Origin of the sequence: Aquimarina gracilis (genome assembly GCF_035285365.1) — a bacterium.
GTDB lineage: Bacteria > Bacteroidota > Bacteroidia > Flavobacteriales > Flavobacteriaceae > Aquimarina > Aquimarina gracilis.
Map to the genome: position 1 here is coordinate 164,609 of NZ_JAYKLX010000003.1, position 18,727 is coordinate 183,335.

The 18,727-nt window shown below is 31.9% G+C and carries 21 protein-coding genes; all 21 read right to left on the reverse strand.

Features of this window, described 5'->3' with window-relative positions; translation table 11 throughout:
* Window positions 1-10: 10 nt before the first annotated feature.
* Window positions 11-652, reverse strand: coding sequence for a GntR family transcriptional regulator (locus U6A24_RS06745; protein WP_324179182.1), 642 nt, complete (start codon window positions 650-652; stop codon window positions 11-13).
* Between the two features lie 109 nt (window positions 653-761).
* Window positions 762-1,289 carry a GNAT family N-acetyltransferase gene (locus U6A24_RS06750; RefSeq protein WP_324179183.1) on the reverse strand — a complete coding sequence of 176 codons (528 nt, stop codon included), beginning with the start codon at window positions 1,287-1,289 and terminating at the stop codon, window positions 762-764.
* A 117-nt stretch (window positions 1,290-1,406) separates the two neighbouring features.
* On the reverse strand, window positions 1,407-2,261 hold the full coding sequence (locus U6A24_RS06755; RefSeq protein ID WP_324179184.1) for a TolB family protein: 855 nt from the start codon (window positions 2,259-2,261) through the stop codon (window positions 1,407-1,409).
* A 384-nt stretch (window positions 2,262-2,645) separates the two neighbouring features.
* On the reverse strand, window positions 2,646-3,629 hold the full coding sequence (locus tag U6A24_RS06760) for an aldo/keto reductase (protein WP_324179185.1): 984 nt from the start codon (window positions 3,627-3,629) through the stop codon (window positions 2,646-2,648).
* A gap of 167 nt (window positions 3,630-3,796) precedes the next feature.
* Window positions 3,797-4,033 (reverse strand): hypothetical protein, encoded by a 237-nt coding sequence (locus tag U6A24_RS06765; RefSeq protein WP_324179186.1) that lies wholly within the window; start codon window positions 4,031-4,033, stop codon window positions 3,797-3,799.
* 6 nt (window positions 4,034-4,039) lie between these two features.
* Window positions 4,040-4,318, reverse strand: coding sequence for a hypothetical protein (locus U6A24_RS06770; protein WP_324179187.1), 279 nt, complete (start codon window positions 4,316-4,318; stop codon window positions 4,040-4,042).
* A gap of 564 nt (window positions 4,319-4,882) precedes the next feature.
* Window positions 4,883-6,625 (reverse strand): CocE/NonD family hydrolase, encoded by a 1,743-nt coding sequence (locus tag U6A24_RS06775; RefSeq protein ID WP_324179188.1) that lies wholly within the window; start codon window positions 6,623-6,625, stop codon window positions 4,883-4,885.
* A 57-nt stretch (window positions 6,626-6,682) separates the two neighbouring features.
* On the reverse strand, window positions 6,683-7,210 hold the full coding sequence (locus U6A24_RS06780) for a GrpB family protein (RefSeq protein ID WP_324179189.1): 528 nt from the start codon (window positions 7,208-7,210) through the stop codon (window positions 6,683-6,685).
* A gap of 398 nt (window positions 7,211-7,608) precedes the next feature.
* Entirely contained in the window at window positions 7,609-8,700 is a 1,092-nt protein-coding gene (locus tag U6A24_RS06785) for an alpha/beta hydrolase family protein (RefSeq protein ID WP_324179190.1), read from the reverse strand.
* 205 nt (window positions 8,701-8,905) lie between these two features.
* Window positions 8,906-9,856 carry a nitrilase family protein gene (locus tag U6A24_RS06790; protein WP_324179191.1) on the reverse strand — a complete coding sequence of 317 codons (951 nt, stop codon included), beginning with the start codon at window positions 9,854-9,856 and terminating at the stop codon, window positions 8,906-8,908.
* Between the two features lie 10 nt (window positions 9,857-9,866).
* Window positions 9,867-10,562 carry a hypothetical protein gene (locus U6A24_RS06795; RefSeq protein WP_324179192.1) on the reverse strand — a complete coding sequence of 232 codons (696 nt, stop codon included), beginning with the start codon at window positions 10,560-10,562 and terminating at the stop codon, window positions 9,867-9,869.
* An 89-nt stretch (window positions 10,563-10,651) separates the two neighbouring features.
* On the reverse strand, window positions 10,652-12,055 hold the full coding sequence (locus tag U6A24_RS06800) for an amidohydrolase family protein (protein WP_324179193.1): 1,404 nt from the start codon (window positions 12,053-12,055) through the stop codon (window positions 10,652-10,654).
* A gap of 80 nt (window positions 12,056-12,135) precedes the next feature.
* Window positions 12,136-13,539, reverse strand: coding sequence for an AraC family transcriptional regulator (locus U6A24_RS06805; protein WP_324179194.1), 1,404 nt, complete (start codon window positions 13,537-13,539; stop codon window positions 12,136-12,138).
* Between the two features lie 233 nt (window positions 13,540-13,772).
* On the reverse strand, window positions 13,773-14,420 hold the full coding sequence (locus tag U6A24_RS06810) for a CPBP family intramembrane glutamic endopeptidase (RefSeq protein ID WP_324179195.1): 648 nt from the start codon (window positions 14,418-14,420) through the stop codon (window positions 13,773-13,775).
* A gap of 115 nt (window positions 14,421-14,535) precedes the next feature.
* The gene (locus tag U6A24_RS06815) at window positions 14,536-15,396 is read right to left on the reverse strand and encodes a LytR/AlgR family response regulator transcription factor (protein WP_324179196.1); all 861 of its coding nucleotides are present in this window, start codon (window positions 15,394-15,396) and stop codon (window positions 14,536-14,538) included.
* Window positions 15,397-15,477: 81 nt separating this feature from the next.
* Window positions 15,478-16,020 (reverse strand): hypothetical protein, encoded by a 543-nt coding sequence (locus tag U6A24_RS06820; RefSeq protein WP_324179197.1) that lies wholly within the window; start codon window positions 16,018-16,020, stop codon window positions 15,478-15,480.
* A 168-nt stretch (window positions 16,021-16,188) separates the two neighbouring features.
* Window positions 16,189-16,560 carry a nuclear transport factor 2 family protein gene (locus U6A24_RS06825; protein ID WP_324179198.1) on the reverse strand — a complete coding sequence of 124 codons (372 nt, stop codon included), beginning with the start codon at window positions 16,558-16,560 and terminating at the stop codon, window positions 16,189-16,191.
* A 311-nt stretch (window positions 16,561-16,871) separates the two neighbouring features.
* The gene (locus U6A24_RS06830) at window positions 16,872-17,474 is read right to left on the reverse strand and encodes an NAD(P)H-dependent oxidoreductase (protein WP_324179199.1); all 603 of its coding nucleotides are present in this window, start codon (window positions 17,472-17,474) and stop codon (window positions 16,872-16,874) included.
* A gap of 1 nt (window position 17,475) precedes the next feature.
* Window positions 17,476-17,778 (reverse strand): n-acetylglutamate synthase, encoded by a 303-nt coding sequence (locus tag U6A24_RS06835; RefSeq protein ID WP_324179200.1) that lies wholly within the window; start codon window positions 17,776-17,778, stop codon window positions 17,476-17,478.
* A gap of 120 nt (window positions 17,779-17,898) precedes the next feature.
* Window positions 17,899-18,183 (reverse strand): hypothetical protein, encoded by a 285-nt coding sequence (locus U6A24_RS06840; RefSeq protein ID WP_324179201.1) that lies wholly within the window; start codon window positions 18,181-18,183, stop codon window positions 17,899-17,901.
* Window positions 18,176-18,727: an HD domain-containing protein gene (locus U6A24_RS06845; RefSeq protein WP_324179202.1), complete on the reverse strand. Its 552-nt coding sequence runs from the start codon at window positions 18,725-18,727 to the stop codon at window positions 18,176-18,178. The genes U6A24_RS06840 and U6A24_RS06845 overlap by 8 nt, the downstream gene beginning before the upstream one ends.

The window sequence follows — 18,727 nt, forward strand, 5'->3', positions numbered from 1 at the left end:
AAGTGAAGTTTTATTTAGTGTTTTGTTTTAACCAATTAATAAGTGAATCGACACCAACCAAATTGTTTTCAGCAAACATTTCTATTGCTTTATTGAGTTGATTTTTCTGTAAATGTGCAATGATGTTTTCGTGTTGAACAATAGACTTTTCTATGGTGTTGTTCATATCCATATAAGCATATTCGTATCGCTGAGATTGCCTGTGAAGATTCTTTATCATTTTCAATAATCTTCTATTTTGGCAATTAGAAATTAATAATAAGTGCCAGCGCTCATCTAACGCTACTATTTTTTTTGAAGATTTAGCTTTTGTTATCTGGGAATTAATATCAATTAGTCGATCTATTACTTGTTTTGTTGGAATACCTGATAATTCTAAAGCAAATGATTCTAATCTAGCTCTTAATGGATAAATCTCAAGAATATCTTTTTCAGAATATTTGGCTAATTTAAAACCTTTTCTAGGTTCTGAGACTAAAATGTCTTCCCACTCTAATTGTTGAAGAGCTTCCCTAAGTGGTGTTCTACTTATGTTGAGTAAAGTTGCCAAGTGTGTTTCACGCATCGGTTCATTTGGTTTTATCTTTCCCTCAATAATTAATTCCCATAAGGCTTCTATAATTTTACTTTTTAAAGATTCTTGATTTATCATAAGTTTTAACTTTTGTATATTGTATACAATATACAAATATAGTAATTTTCCTAAAACAGACATTTTTCTGGGAGAATATTATTGTTAACGGTTTGAATATGTGCCTGTTTTAATAGCGTTTACTTTTTGTTATAAGCTTTTTATCACACCAATACCAGACAACATCTTCACCTCCAGTTTCATAAGGCGCAAATTTGTCAAATTCCATCCCAACTTTTTCCATCACTCTTATAGATGCTTTATTTTCTTTCATAGCAATTGCTATTATCTTTCTTAATTTGAGAGAATCAAATCCGTAATTTAAAATTGCACGAGATGCCTCCGTAGCAAAACCCATTCCCCAATATTTAGGTAAGAATCTATAACCAAGATCAATTTCATCAAATTCTGGCAGATACGCCAATCCTGCCCAACCAACAAATTGCTTTCCACTTTTTAATATAGTAGCCCATCTACCAAATCCATTTTTTTTATAGTCAATAATTCTTGTCTCTATGGCTTTTTTTGTTTCTTCTATAGATTTCACCACAGGTTCTCCCGTATATTTTTGTACCACTGGATCGGAATGCAACTTAAATAGTGCCTCTTTATCATCAAGAGTAATTTCTCTTAATAATAACCTTTCTGTTTCTATCAAAATTTTCATTTTAGTGCTTATTACAGTTTCGGCTATGAGTAGTGGCTAGGACTTAATTTTATAAACTAGTGCGAACAAGCAATTACATAGGAACCATTGTTGTGCAATCTTTTAATTTTAATCGGGGATATTTATTATTTCAGAACTAACCCATTTTAACTTTCCATTATTTGAGTAAAAAATAAACTTTCCATTTGCAGAAAGTGATGGTGCAAAATCCTGGCGCGTATTGTTAATTTGACTTCCTAAACTTTTAGGTTCTGTCCAATTGTTTTTTTGATTCCTATAACTATAGTAAAGACTACTGTTACCATTTTTGTTAATTGAGAAAATTATAAAACTTTCATCTGGTGAAATGTAAGGGTCAAATTCATATTTTTCGGTACTTAATGGTGGGCCAACATTCTTTGGTTCCGAAAATTCATTATTATCTAATACTTTTGTAGTGTAAATATCAAAAGAACCCTCACCACCGGCTCTATTTGAAGAGAAAAAAGCATTTCCTTTATCTGAAATTGAGAAGAAATACTCGTCAAATTCGTCTGAGTTAATAGGTTTAGGAAGTGGTTTGGGGTTTATCCATACACCATTTTCATTATCGGCATACCAGATATTCCAATCTAATTTTTTATCTTTTGGGTTGGTTGGTCTTTTTGAGATAAAGTATATCCTATTACCTTCTTTAGTCAAAAAAGGGTCGGCATCACCATAGTTCGGGTCAGAAAAAGATGCAATTTTTGGTTCGCTCCATTTTTCATTATGTTTTTTTGAGAAGTAGATATTTTCTTGTGAATCAATTGTTGTGAAATAAATCTCGTCACATTTTTTAATTTCAACGTTAAATTTAAAACTTCCTTTTAAATCTAATATTTTAGGATTGAAATCTTGCGGAATGGTTTTGGGTTTTGATAAGCCATAATAATTACAATCATAATCTTGAGCAATTGATTTATTGTATATGACAATAAGCATGCAAGTGAAAATTATTTTTTTCAAAAAAGATAGTGTCATAATATGCTTAGAGTTTTAATTAACAATTCATTTCTTTTCAAGATTTCTACAAACGGTATGTGTATGCGTAGTTTAGTTTGTAATTTAGCAAACATTCGGGAGCCAGAGAAAATTCCGGGGCAATTTTTTGATAGTCAAGAGCTAAGCTGTTTATTGTGTACGTCGTTGGCTGTAGTTGTTAATCATTTTGTAGTAACTTTTTCAGTTTTTCCATTGTCTCGTCGCTACCTAGATCTATCGCTTTGTTATAACTTACAATTGCTTCTTTTTTATTTCCTTTAGCTAAATAACCGTCTCCTAAAGAATCCCAAACATTCCCTTCATTTTCAAGTATCCTTTCTATTGCTAATAAATGCCTCGAATATTACTATGGATATTGTTATGGTAAAACTCTTCTAATTCATTCATTAGCTGGAGAGAAAGCGAAGGCAAATCACTTGCTTTTGAATTTTCTATGACTTGTTTTGTTGAGCTTGCTCCGGGAATAACTGTTGTTACCTCTTTATGATCCAATATCCAACGTAGAGACATTGCTGCCATTGATAAATTTTCTGGACAAAATGCTTTCAATTCATCTGATAGTTTTACCCCAATCTTGAATGGAACACCAGCAAAGGTTTCCCCAACATTAAAGGCTTTTCCATCTTGATTGAAATTTCTATGATCACTTTTATGAAACTGTGTTTCTTTTGTAAATTTACCAGAAAGTAAACCACTCGCTAATGGTAAACGAACAATAATTCCGACCCCTTTTTTATAGGCATTTGGTAACAATTCATGGCTCAGCTTTTGTCTGAAAATGTTATAAATAACTTGAAGTGATTGGAGTCCTTCTTGTTCAAGGCATACTAAACCTTGCTCAACACTTTCAACACTAGCTCCAAAATGAACTATTTTTCCTTCTTTTTTTAAGGTTCTCAGCCAATCAAAAATCTCACCTTTTTTTAACTCTTCTATTGGTATACAATGCAACTGCAATAGGTCAATACAATCTTTATTAAGACGTTTTCTAGAAGTATCGACAGATTGTCTAAGTGCTTGCTCACTATAGTTGTTTGGAAATACATGAGCACTACGTCCAAACTTTGTTGCAACTTTTATTGTGGTATTAGACTCTTTAATAAATTCTCCTATTAATTCTTCACTTCTCCCATCTCCATATACGTCGGCAGTATCAAAAAAATTAATGCCATTATTAACAGCTTCATCCAGAATTTTCCTTGCCTGTTTTTTATTTATTTTATGGCCCCAATCTCCGCCCAATTGCCAGCAACCGAGTCCGACCTCGCTTATTCGAAATCCGTTATTTCCTAACTGTCTTTCTTTCATTGTCTTCATGATTTTTTGATGTACCCGACGTCCAGATATGGCACGTGCCTCACCTTTTTAAATTTCTACTAAAATATTGGATTTGCAGAAAAGTATCAAGTAATTTATTAGAGGCATGTGCTATATCATAGGTTGGCAACGGATGATAACAGTAATTAATTGAAACTTTATTTATCCAATGGTAAATATCTTTCTTTTATTATATTAAAATGATGGATTTGATGCGCCGTTATTGCCAATCCAATGATGTACAACGGCATTTCATATTCAAAAAACACACAATTAGTTTCAAGTATTTTCTTACTGAAAGATTCAAACATCATTATTGTTGATTGACGTACAACTCGAAGCTCATTTACCAAGTGCTCAATTGACAGTTCATCTGCATTTGAGTTTTTACCCATGATTTCCTAGTCATGTGCATCAGGGATAGTACCTTCTCCACGAGCAAAAATTGTAGCTCTGAAACACCAAATTCTTTCCCAATCAATGAGATGTTGTAATATTTTATGAATTGTCCATTTACCTTTTTCATAAGTTTTTAAACCAATTCTGTTGAATTGAGCGATATCAATGTCATTAATATCTTTCAAACTAAGTTTGAGAGCTTTTTTGAGTTCGGTACCCTCATTTAACTCTAAAACATATTCTAAAAACTCTGGATTCTTTTTACCTTCTTGATTTTTCATGAATAATTATGTTTTTTACTTAATTGATTGTAAGATTCGTATGTGATGATAGGTCAAAACCCCGATAACTCAGAGCTGGTCATCCTTAGCACTTGCGCATATGAATTTGTAAGCTAAAAAGCCTAGCAGACTTTATCAGCGCTGATAAAACAACACACGAAAAATTGATTAAATGAAAATTGGTTCAGAAGAATATCCGAACAAAGAATTACTAACCTTAAAGTTTAATGGCTAATAATTAAGCTACTATAAATTTTAGAATCACTCTCAAAATATGAATTATTTATGTGACATAAATATATGTAATTTTAAGCAAACACTTCATAAATGAAACCAAATTTGCTAGTGATCACAGCATTTTTGTTGAGTAAGTACGTTTTCTTAATTGATACCAATTAACCTATTGATTGCATTAGGCCTTCAATTGTTACTAACGTTTAGTGCAAAAGACGTTTTAATGCATTTTTTATACTTTGTTATCTGCTTTTTTGTCTTTTTGGGATTATTCCATCAATATGGCTAACAGCAATTAATTTCTTTGAAACCATACTTGTCAAACTTTTATTAATTTTTTAGACTTGCAGGGATTTTTATATAACTTGGATTTTCTGGGGAATGATAAACAGTAATTTCTGCTTTTTTAGCGTCATTTTTTGTTTCCAGTGAAACATCCTGGCCAGAGTTATAATTTTTCTGTAGATAAGCAAAATTCATAGAATTGATGGATAAAATGAATCTACTTCCCCTTTCTACCTCAAGAGCTGTTATATAAGGCGTATCAAATTTGCAGAAGAAGACCTCGCCTGGTACCGCTAATTTTGGTTGGTTCAATCCTTCGCGATACCTTAATCGAAGCATATCAGAACCAATGTATTTGGTTACCCCAACTTCATTAATTGAATATAAGGACACCTGTATATCTGTATCAGGTACATTCAAAGATAAATACAATCCCACTTCGAATCGTCCAACTAATTGAGTTTTGGCATTAAGTGCGTTTGATACATAAATTATTCGTCCTTTTTCTTCGACGGGTATGGGCGCCGTATAATAATCTGACCCCGAGTAGCTTGCTGCCTCTACTGTGTCCAAAGGATCATAAACAATAGTATCTGTATCAGCCACCGAAGATATTTGGTGTGAAAGATGTCCAGGATCGATCAATAATTTTGAATCAGAATCCGGACTAGATAGATAATAGGTGATGGTATCATTTGAAATATTGCCGATTTGATTTGCATACATCCACTTGTTTTGATTCATCATATAATAGTTTACCCGATCCTTTAAGAATTCTGGTTTTTTTCCTTTTTTGAGTGTCCAATTGAACCAATCCAAATGGAGCTGCTTCATATCTAATTTTGAATCATTTCCGAAGGTAAGACCACCTAACTCTGTTACAGGTTTACGGGTCCCAGCATGAGACCAAGGACCAATTATTAAATAATGGTTTGCTTTACCAGAGGTATTACCATAACGCATATGATCTTCATAATAGGTCATTGCACCCGGCTGATCCGCATCAAAGTAACCTGTTATGGTAAGAATAGGAAGATCAAATGATAGGTAGTCTTCTTGCGTGGGATAAAAACCTTGCCAATATTCATCAAAATCTGGATGGGATATCCAAGTTTGAAAGATTGGATTTCGTTTATTAAGGGCTAAAATGTCCCAGTCCTTAAAAGGAATAAATCCTTTATATTTTTTTGTGGCTTTACTGTTCCAATAAGCACTATTGCCAAACAAGTTATTGTTTCTACTTTTGCCCGAAGTGAAATTTAACCACTGCAAAGAATAATTGCTAAATATACCACCAGACTTTGGGAAGTCAATCCCTGGGCCGACTGCAGCAGTGGGAACAATAGTTTTAAGTGCCTCAGGCTTGTTTTTTAAGGTCATCCATTGTACCATTCCTCTGTAGGAGCCTCCCATCATACCAATATTTCCATCGCACCAATCCTGTTGACTTATCCATTGAATGGCATCATAGCCATCTATACCATCTTTTTCAAATGGTTTGTATTCTCCCTCTGAATTTCCTCTGCCTCGCAGGTCAAGTGTAATAAAGACATAACCGTTACTTGCAAAATACATTCCTCTTTCCACTGCTTCATCATTAACATAAGGTGTGTATATAAGTATTACGGGATATGATTCTTCATTACTTCTGGGAAAATAGATATTTGCCGATAGATTGATACCATCCCTCATTGGAATATTTTGATAGAGCTTTATATCAATTTCCTGTGTGTAGACTGATGTCTTACAGAAAAAAAGTAGAATGATAATGATGGAAAGTCGTCTCATAAGATGTGAGTTAGCTTGTAGATAACATTTAATGTAAAAATACATTTTAATGCATTTTTACACAGTGTTACCAGTATTTTTTTCTTCAGTTAAATTTAGGGTTTCTTTTATAAATTTGATCTTAGCATTTCTATAACCGCTTCGATCATTTTTAAACTTAAAAGATAAGTTGATTTTTAAACTTTCGTATTCTTTGGCACGTTTAGAGTTTTGAATTAGATAATCCCTAAATTTAATTTGTTCTAACATAGGATGATCTTGAGGACAGGCATGGACATGAAAAACCTGTTCGCAAGTGCCATCCAGATTATAACCCTTTGCAAGAATCATATAATTATCTCTATCATTGTTAGGTTCAGTCAGGCAAGTATATCCAATTCTTTTTATATCGTTAGCACTTTCAGGATAGCCTCCAAACAGAATCAATACCGCACTAGATTCTCCAACAGGTTTTATTAGTTCATAATTTTCATTACTGATTACTTGAGTGTTTATTTCAATTTCATTCTCTGCGATTTGTTTCTTTTCAGTTTTGCAGGAGATGAAGAATGAAGTAATTATTAATAGTAGTAAGCGTTTTTTCATTTGTTAGAATTGTTTAAAACGTTCTGTGCGTGATTTTTTACGGAATTTTCTGAAGGAAACATTCCGATGGGTCACTAAAGTAACAAAATTGGGCTTCATTTTTATTTGTCTTTTCCCAGATACATTTTTACAATGTTTATTTCCTATCCTAATTGAATGAATTTGTCCATTATATTTCACCTTGCAAAAAGCTCGTTTCGAAACATTTTTGCACGATTAAGTAGTCTCAATCACTAATACGTCGACAATTTTTACATTATCAAAAATATTTTTTTCAAATTTTGAATTATAAAAAAATCCCATGTGAATTATATGCATTTAATCAGGTATGAAAGTAATTTATGAATGATAATTCTCGATTTTTGATTTAGTTGGCGCATATACAGTTTTGGTCGCGGTTATTCTATAATTTTGTTTTTTTTTAACCACTCTTTCATAGTTTCATAATAATTATCACAAGCTTGCCATTTTAAGGCTGATAAATCTTCACGCCACCCACATGTAATACACTTTTTCAGTGTATGATTGCAGTTTTCGAATACCTTTACAGTTAATTTTGAGTCTGGATTTACACCAATCGTTTCTTCATATAACTTTTTGGTTTTCCGCCAATCGACCTGTGAATCATTCGCCCCAAACAATGCTAAAACAGGGCAATTTACTTTTAATAGTGTTTTGTCAAAATTATCTATGTAAACCCATAGACCGCTTTTTGCATCAAAGTGTCCTTTGCTTGTATATTGTAGCTGTTGTTGTAGATAACCTTTTCTGTCTTCTTCTTCGTTATCCTTGGATTTAGGGGTATAACCAAAAAGTTTCTGACACATACTATCTTGTCTTAATGGTTGAGTTGCATTTACATAATCTTTGTACTTACCACGCGTACTAAAAATTTTGTGTCCAAGCTTCCAGGCCTTATATAATTTATTAGCTTCTTCCTCTTCTTTTCCTTCAATGATCAAATTTGATTTCAGGAGATAACCAAAGTTTTCCTTGTCATCTGTTCCACTAACGGAAACCCAAAAATCAATTGGAAATTGTTCATTGATTAATGGAACGATCCAACCTGCTCGACTTATTCCCCAAAGTCCTATCTTTTCGGATCCAGAAATTTTCAATCTTTTGATTTCCTGGATTGCCGCGATTGCCTCTTTGGCTGAGTTCTCCACAGGTTGCTGAGCGTCAAATTCGCCATCACTATTACCACATCCCATTTTATCCCAAAAACATACTGTTAATCCATATGATACTAGTTTTTCCCTTAGGTTAGCGTACCAGTTGCCTTCAACAAAATCTGTCTTGCCATATCCGGGTATAATGATTACAATTGCTTTAGATTTTTGGTTATTTGGTTTCTCAATCAATCCTTTTAAGGTCTTGTTCTCGAACTTAAATTCAAAGGGTTCCGAGACTACTTGGCTGAATGCTTTTGGAATTGGCAATAATAAAGAGATAATTAGAATGATGGCAAAAGCTATTAATTTTCTCATATCTTTTTTTGTTGACTCAATAAACGGTAAAGTTACTTTGTAGTAAAGATTGTAAGATTTTAGAAGTGTTACATTTTTTGTTTAATTTTTACCATTGCCATCGCTATTTTTTGTCTAAAGCGAATGTTAACCTATGAAATCAATTTAAAAAAATCAGTAAACTTTTCGATCCCAATTTCCTATATACATTGCTATGCACAGATTTTTAATTTTTGGTCCCTTTCTCCTTCATCCATACAGGTGTTGTATCTGATTTATGATTTCTACCAATTATATCCTTGTAAAGTTCTGGTCTTCTGGCATTTTTGTATCTCCAACCTCCTGAGAGTTCAATTTTTTCTTTTGTTACTTTTGAAATGGTTATATCGTTTTCAAATGATTTTATCTCAGATAATACCTCACCATATGGATCGATTATCATTGAATTACCATTTTTTAAGTGTTCGCCATCATAACCAATTGGATTTGTGAATACATAATAAACTCCATTGTCGTAGGCTCTTGCAGGAAGCCAACGCATTAACCAACGTCTGCCTTTCGGCCCATCAAATTCCATTCGTAATGAAACAGGGTCATTTTCTCGATTTTGCCAATATTTATCTGGCACATAATCACGATGTGGCATTGCAGATGGAGTACAACCTGTAACGTGAGGGGCAAAAATCATTTCTGCTCCTAAAAGACTTGTTGCTCGAACGTTTTCTATTACGTTATTGTCATAACAAATCAGTATTCCACACTTCCAACCAAGTAAATCGAATACACAATATTCGTTTCCAGCAGACATGTATTTGTTAATGAAAGGATGTATTTTTCGATATTTAGCGACTATTCCGTCTTCTGTCACACAGATGTAAGTGTTGTATATTTTGTCGTTAGATTTTTCTACTAGACCAGCTAAGATTGGAATATTTAATTCTTTGGAAATCTCAATCAATTCTTTCGTGCTTTTTCCATTTGGCACTTCTTCAGCTAAGTCTGTTATCTGTTCCAGACTTAAGTCTTTGGTGAAAGTGTATGCTGTTATTGACATTTCATGAAAACTGATTACATCGGCCCCATTAGACTTTGCTTTTTTGGCAAGCTTACGAATCACAGATAAATTATATGTTTTATCTCCGTCTTTCGGTTCAAATTGTGCAACTGCTACATTCATTTGGGTAGTGTTATTTTTCAATTATTTCTTCAAGTTTCTGTTCAATAACTAGACCATCTTCGGTTGTGGTGGACGAGTATAGCTCACCTAAGTTTTCGCAAGCACAACCTTTCCAAGTTCCTTTTAGTTTTTCAGTTTTTCCATTGAATGAGACAGTCATGGTCTTTTTTGATTCAAAAATTGCGCAGTTATATTCAATTCCGTTGAATTCTTTTTTTACGTATTCTTTGTGAGTTGTTTGCCCTTTGAACTCTGTTATAACTTCTCCATTATCAGTGGGAACTTTATATTCAAAAGAATCACCAAACGTTGTAAACTCACAATATCTATTGCCTGTTATAGTCTTCTTTGCTGGAAGTAAATTAGGGTAAAAGCCAACTCTTGTATAGGTGTTCAATATTTTTGGTATTCCTTTATTGATAACGAATATTGTTGAATCTGTAGTTATCCCTTTAGAATTTTTTGAAATACTAAATAACAGTGAATCCTTATCAATTTTGGATTTATAGCTTTTTCTAAGTAATTCTTTGGTTGATTCTTTATTTGATTTTAAAGAATAGACAAAAGTTTTTTCCTCGATAAAAATGTTAATCGGGTAAACGTAATTTACGAGTTTGTTGTTATTACAACTATCATCTGTAGTTTTAATATTCTTTTGTGAATTTTGACAACTCAAAATAAGTATCGTAATTACTATATAGTACATTCGTTTTACTTTAATTACAGTCAACTTTTCGTGTATGAATAGTTGTGGCGCGGCCACCAATGATGTATACACCTTGTTAACTGTGGTTTCTATTTTTCAATTACTAAGTTTTCTAAATACCTAAGAGCAGAAGCCACTAAATTCTTCCTATTCCTGGCTTTCTGATTAAAAGAATTGAGTATTTCCCTATCTAACTTTCGTCCTTTTATAAAAACTGACAAAGGGTCTTCAAGGGTCGATAGCGTTATCAAAGGGTTATTATCTACTATTAATAGATTAGCAACTTTACCTTCTTCAATTGTTCCTATAGAATTCATAATAGCATGTGTTTTAGAAGCATTTACGGTGGCCGTTTTCAATACTTCATAATTAGAAAGCCCGGCTTCTTTGTAAAATTTTAGTTCCTGATGTATTGAAAATCCAGGAAGGGTAATACCAATACCACCATCTGTTCCACAAATTATATTTACGCCTGCTTTATGTAGCTTTTGCACAATAGTAATATGAAAGTCATGTTGATTTTTTATTCTACTGACTACAGTTGAATCTGTTTTTTTAGCATTAAACCAGCGATCAAATTGTTTTTTACTGTCTACTTTTTTAATGAGTGGATTCATATATTCCAATGATTCTGAATCTAAGATTGAATCATCTATCATCATTTGATAGATATTATTAAATACAGTGATTGTAGGGCTATAACTAATATGCCTTGAAAGCGAGATAGAATTAATAATAGATTGTAGTTTGGTGGTGTCTAAATCAAATTTCAATGGTTGCAGTACAATTTCCTCGGCATGTTCGATGGATTTGATTTGTGATTTCAAATGATATTGAAATGGCACTTTTTGCGAAGGATGAGCAACAATATCAATGTTGGAAGTTTCGGACTGTTCGATCACAGCATCAAAGATTTCTTTATCCAACCCGTAGTAAGTTTTGATTAAATCGTAACCTCTGTCTTTATACGAGATTACTTTTTCTTTAGCATCACTTGGACTGGTTAGATTTAAATTATCGTCGCCAATAAATTCGGTTCCCGTTAGTTTAGGGCCCGTTGTAAAAAAGGTGGGAGAAAAAATATTGTTATTGGTAACGTCTTCTTTAATTCTTAAATGCATAGGCATACCCCATAAATTTCTAACCGCAGTAACTCCATTTGACAGGTAAAGACCAAGTTCATATCTATCCCAAATATGTACGTGCATATCGATAAGACCTGGTGTTATGTATTTGTTTTTTGCGTCAAAAATTAGAATTTCATCAACCTCAATTGTATCCGCAATCTTTTCAATTATACCTTCTTTTATATACACCATTTTGTTTATTAAAACAGTGTCTTGATTCATCGGTATTACATTGACATTAGTAATAAGATAAGAATCATTAGATGTTAATTCGTTCTTGTCGATATTTAGATAACTAGTTTTTCGTGAATCAACCCAAAGCGTAATAATTGAAGTTAGTACTAACACCCCTATGAGTGCTAACATAATTTTTAATAAACGCTTTAATGTTTTCATTTATCTAATTACCGCTAACGTTTTCTTATATCTTGTTGTGTGGTCGTTTTTTATTGCTCTAGTATATCTTTAAGCTCTTTTATAAACTTCATTGATTCTTTTTCAATTTGTTCGGTTAACCTTTTTTTATTATTAAAATTTGGTTCTTTAACAATAGTTTGGTCTATAATGGATAAACTGTTATCAATCGATTCTGCCAAATGATATTTATTCCAATCACTATCTTTAAAAAATTTCCAATACTTTTTTCGAATACTTTTGTTTTGACCCGACAAACAAATTGAAAAACACAAAGTTTTGTGATCTAAGATAATAACAAATTTAAGTTTTTGTTGTTTTAACTTCTCTGTCGTTAATGAAAAATAGGAATAATCTGGGCTTTCTCGATAAATGTTTCCAAGTTTAAAGAACGTTTCATATTCTTTATAAAAAAAAGCTCTTAATTCCTTCATATAATCTATAAGCTGATGATAGTCTAAGCTTTTTTTGTATTGATTATTGCTCTTCTTATTGTTTGAAAAATCTACATTTTTTGTTTCCTCAAGTTTAATATTATCTGTTTTTTCAAGCGGAATACAAATGTCTATTATGAATTTTTGTTCAGGGTGAGTTATGTGATCATTATGATATATTTCAAAATAGTCTCCATCTCTAAATTCATACCTATTCTCAATAACCCAGACACACATGCTTTTCCACGCTTTGGAAATTTCTTCTGCCTTAATTTCAAAGTGTCCAACTGCATAAACTCCTTTATTTAATGTTAGTTGTCTAATTCCTCCATCTGTTTTGATGTTTTCTCTGAGGGTTACACAAGTACTGAATCTTAATTTTGATGTTTGAGTAACATTAGGATTGTCGTGGTAAATCATAATGGCTTTGAAATTTGAAGTATCTAATACTCTTTTTTGATGTCCCCACTTCATTAATTTTTGAAACATATTAGCAGCCTTATCAAATTCTCCAATATGAGATATGCTAGCAAGTTTTAGTTCTGGAAGTTCTTTTATTGTTATTTGTGCATTCATTTTAATCCACTGTTTAATATCATCAATGGAACAAATGTATTTTTCAGATGAAAAAGATTCTATACCAATCTTGCTAAGTATTTTTTTTCCTTCAGATTTAAATTTAGTTGGACTAATACCATAGTATTTTTTAAAAGCTCTTGAAAAAGAGCTTACACTATTGAAACCATATTTATAGACTAAATCTTTTATAGGAAAGTTTGGTTCAATAACTATAATGGAAGCAATACGCTCAATTCGTTTTCTATTGATGAATTCGTTAAGTCTTTCGTTTACTACTGTTAAAAATACTCTGTGGAAGTGGTAAGGTGAATAATGGGCTTTCTTGGATAAATTTTTGAGTGATAGGTCAGTATCAAGATTCTTCTCAATGAAATCCAGCACGAAATTTATTCGTTTGAGATATTCTCGTCTTGTTTTGTTCATCTCATTTTTGTCAATGTACATAACGTCTGGACTATGGTTAGTACTGGAATTAAAAATAATGATTTTCCGATTAAGCACTTAGCTAAAACTTTTTGCTTTGTTTTAGCTTTTCTTTTTTAAAGTCAAATCAAAAAGATTTGGCTGACTTAGGTTAGAGCTCTCAACTTTGGATTAAGTACTAATACCCGTATTAATTATGGCCTTTGTTATATATAGGCTTTTTAAGAGTTGTGTTATAGCCCATAATATATAAATACAAGAGCAACGGTGTCAATAAATCCGTGAACAGCAATATTGAACCACAAATCGTTCTTACGGATATGAAAAATAACAGCCAAAAGTATGCCTGTAATGCCCGCCACGATCTGTCCACTTATTCCTTGATATGCATGTATCCAGCCAAAAATAAATCCAAAGAATAGAATGTTAATAACAAGGCTAACTTTACTCGATCCAAAAAACTTGGTAAACTGCCTCATTAGATACCCTCTGAACACAATTTCTTCACCAAATGCGGCTGATAACCAAATAAAAACAAGTAAGTTTAAGGTAGCAGGCAAGTTTCCTTTATAAGGTTCGAATACAGAAAAATCTATTGGCTGCCCTGTAAGATACGTTACACTTGGCACCATTACATAGTAATAAAATAGGAAGAAAGCCGCACCAAATAGCGGCGCTATGATTAATATACTTTTTACATTTAGTCTTTTACGCTGAAAACCTAAAGAGCTAAATGCATCTTTTTTATATTCTATTGCGCTTGCTATTAATAGTAATAAAGCTGCAATAATCATTTGAAAATGTCCTGATACGTATAAAATATAACAAAGAATAATAGCGATTACTGGTGTCAATTTTGTAGTTAAAAAGGTTTTATTCATTTTTTTATCGTTTTTAATTTTAAGCGAAGTAAAAACGATAAAGCAAGAAAAACAGTGGTATACAGCTCATTTTTACTGAATGGTATCAAAATAACAGCTGAATAATCATTGCATTTTATAGCTTACCCTTAAACCAGTTCATAAATTCTTGTTTTTTATATCTACTAATGTTTATTTGAAAAGCTTTTTTGTCAGAGATTGTGGGTTTGAGAAGTACAGATAATTTCCCATTTTCTATTGACTGTACTTGTTCGATAGAACGAACATGAAGAATGGTTTGTCTATTTGCTCTATAAAAACTTTGTTTACTGACTTCATTTTCAACTTCATTGAGTGTGAAATCGGTAATAATTGTAGTTCCATCTGTTTTTACAATATATACTATTTTGTTTTCACTATAAATAAAGGCAATGTCCGGATACTTAACTAAGGTTATTTTACCACCTTGTTGAACTTTAAGTGTACCTTTTATGGAGAGAAGCTTGTGAAGTCTATAAATATCAATTGAAAATAAAAGAACAATTCCGAGAGTGCATATTAATAGGGAGACTGAAAGTCCCGTTAGTAAATGATAAATACTGTATGATTCAATTCCATTGATTAAACCATTTAAACCATAATATAAAAAGAGATACAGTATAGTAATATAACCTAAAGTTGAAAATAAGAAACGTAATAGTAGTTGCGTGTTAATCTTTTTAGTGAAGTATTTATTTTTAAAATACTTGAAATTAAAACGAGCTATAATAATCATTAGACTCCCTCCAACAATTGAAACAACAATAGGAAATAAAGGAAACGTGTAGTTTTTATGAAACGGGAAATTTTCTGGCTCAAAAAGATGATTTACTAAAATTGAAATTAGTATAAGTATAAAGCCATTTCTAACCCAAAAATTCGAAAAACTAACATGTTTTTTAAAAGAGTTAATTATTGTTTTCATTGAAAATTTTAATCTATCATCTTGATTTTTCAAGTTTATGTATAACGTTTCTTCCATATTACATTTGCATCCTGAAAGGTGCATACATAATACACAACCTGTTAGCGACTGGCTTTATTCATTTAGTATTTTTCGAATTCTTTTTTGTACACCTATTTGTGTATTGATTAATTCTTCCATCATAAGTTTCAGTAAGATTTTTTCTTTTTTACCTGTTTCAGTCAAGTTGGAATAGATGAAATCCAAAAGTTTATTCCGTTTGTATTTTAAGAGCTCATTTCCTTCTTCTATATCAGCTAAGATGGTTAATTTTTTATATTCCAATAACTCTATTTTCGAGTTCGATAGGGCTTTCCAATAATTAAGTTTAATAAGTGGACCATTAACTCCTCCTGCCTTTTCAATCACTGTAAGTAAAGGTAATGTTTCATTATTCGAGTAAAAGTCCAGAGAGTCCACTAATGCTTTTTGAGATGGCATTTTTTCGGTTATTTCTTTATCGGTATCTCTAAATTCCTTTATTAAAGAAGAATAGAAGTTCTTTATGTATTTTCTGTCTTTTCTTTCTTCATTCCAGTTATTTATCCATAAAGCGAGTAATACCCCTAATAAAACAGGGATGATATCTTTAATAAATCCTTTGAAGTTGTTTTTCATTATTGCGTTGAGTTCTGCTTGTTGCTAACGGTGAGTATATGATTAGTTGTGTGAAAGAACGTGAGTGCCTTCCGCTGTTGCTAAAGATAATTAATGCGTGTGAATTTCCGATAGGGAAATTCGGTGGCAATTAATTATACACCTTGTTACCTACTTTTCTATTCAAATTCATTTTGGTTTTCTTCCCAGATGCTCAGTCAATAATTTCCATCTAGCATCTTCTTTTATCAAAACAGAAGTCCCAATTCCATTTCCAGAAACAGGTTTTTCATCTATGATTCCAGTCCAATTAAATTCGAATAAATAGACCGCATACTTTTTATCTTTTACTAACCATTTAATATTTTCAATAACATATTTTTCATTCTTAATTATATTAAAATTTCCCTCAAATGCTTTTTGAACATTTTCTTTTCCAATGTGAATGGTTCCATCAGAAAATGTAACACTTACATTCTCTGAAACTAGAGGTTCAATATTTTTCCAGTTTTGCGTTGCTAAAGCATTTTCATAAGCCTTTATAAATTCTTCAGATTTCATTATATTCAAATTATAGGTCAAGGCCCGGTGTATAGTTTGTTGCGTGAATTTGGCGATAAACTTTGCAAATACAAAACGAGGCCGAAATTCCACAGGAATTTCCGTTATATCTCCTTACCAGAAATGAACTATACACATCTTAAGTTTGATTCTCTTTAAATTGATGTAATAATCATCATAAATTTTAATCGATGGATATCCTTTTGATTCAAAAATTAAGGGGTCATTTTCCATATTAATGATTTAATTGTTGCTAACGTTTTTTATGTTGCGTTTACTTGATGAAGGCGGTATATACGATATAGAAACTGTTAGGCACAGTATCTTTTTATTTTTTCTCCTATTGAATTTATAACTTCTGAGTGCGTTTGTCTTACATTCTCCTTGTCCAATGTACCGCCCAAAATAATCATTTCTTTATTTGAGAAGCGTTGTCCAAGTCTATCATCAATCATAACATTCCTCATACTTTCTGCAATTCCAATTTCTTGTAAAAAATCATTTGGATGTCCGGCAGTACAAATTACTAATCCGTATTTCAAGGTTTTCATTTTTTCAATGTGATTTGAGTTTTTGTGGCCGTAGGCATAGCCAACAGAATAAATTCTATCAAACCAACCTTTCAATTTAGAAGGACAATCACTCCACCAAACTGGATATAGAAAGATTATACAATCTGCCTTTTCTATTTTCGAATGTTCTTCTTTCACATCATTTGGGATTGGTAAATCAATATTTGCAAAACCTTCTCTTTCATATTCCTGTTCTGTCATATCCGTTTTGAAGTTCATCGCATACAAATCAGATATTTCGTATTCCAGTTTCTCTGCGTTTAAATTTGATTTCAACTGTTCTAATATTTCGAACGTATAAGATTTTTTGCTTGGATGGCAATAAATTATTTGGATCTTCATCTTAGACTTCAATTAATATTGATTTTCCTTTACTAAAATCTTTACAGGTCCATTCCCATTTTTCGTGTAATTCTATTTTGTCTTCTTCGTTCAATTCTATATGTGTTTTACATTTACCAGTCATTATTTCTAAAGACTGGTTTAGGTGTTGGTAGGTAAATTCAAGAGTTTGGTTAATCATTTTACCGATTAAAAAACCTTTATGTATATCTCCTCCACAGTATTCAGCCCAAATTATTTCATTTTCCTGATGATAATGAAATATTGTTGAATCAGACACTTCGCCATTCACTGAATTAGACACGGATTTAAATTTTTTATGATTTAGGTTTATTCCCATTTTTTAGTCAATATTGTGTCTAACAGCAAATATAACAAACGTTGCAGTCCCAAAGAGCAGCTATGTTTTGTTATATAGTGTTATCTACTTTTTTATTAGACGATATCTCTTTTTGTCAAACTCATCTTCTGGCTTTTCATTATCTGAATATTCTGTGATAAGTTCAATTAGTCCTTCGTTACATAATTCTTTTAAATCCTCATTTGAAATATCGTTGAATGAAAAGGATTCAGAACTTCCGTTAATTGTTAAGAACCACGGATACCACATTAGTCCATAATATTCCCAATGATAATCGAATTCAAAACAATTAGCGTTATTACATTTCTCTCTTATTTCAGAAATTAAAACGTTTAATCTCTCAGTCATCTTTAAAGTCAATTATCTTTTGTTCATATTCGTTGATTTTTGACTCTAATCGTGTATTCAAATAATTATTTTTACCTCTAAGAGTCGATGCAATTAATTTAGCTTCTTCGCAGTAATTAATCACTTTATCTTTACTCCAATGTTTAGGGGGTGTTTGCAGATTAGTTATTCTGTCAGCTATTTTGACAAGTCCAACCTCTTTTTGCAATTCATTTATCCGATTTAAGCTATCCACCATTTTTTCTTTCTTCGATCCTAGGTTTTCGTTTTTGGTCAAAGCCAGAACAGCTTGGGCTATTTTCTCACCAAATTCTGTTTTAATCTCTTCAAAATCCGTATTTGTATCTTCAATTGTATCATGCAAAATAGCGGTTTGAATCGCAAAATCAATGTCGAAGGATTGGTCAGAGTTATATGAAACTAGTACTTCCATGGCTACATTTGAAACGTGTAAAAGATAGTTTGAATTTGTTCCAGGAACCTTTTGATTACTATGTTTTTCTCCCGCGAATTTGATGGCTTTTTGATATAGTTCTTGAGTCAT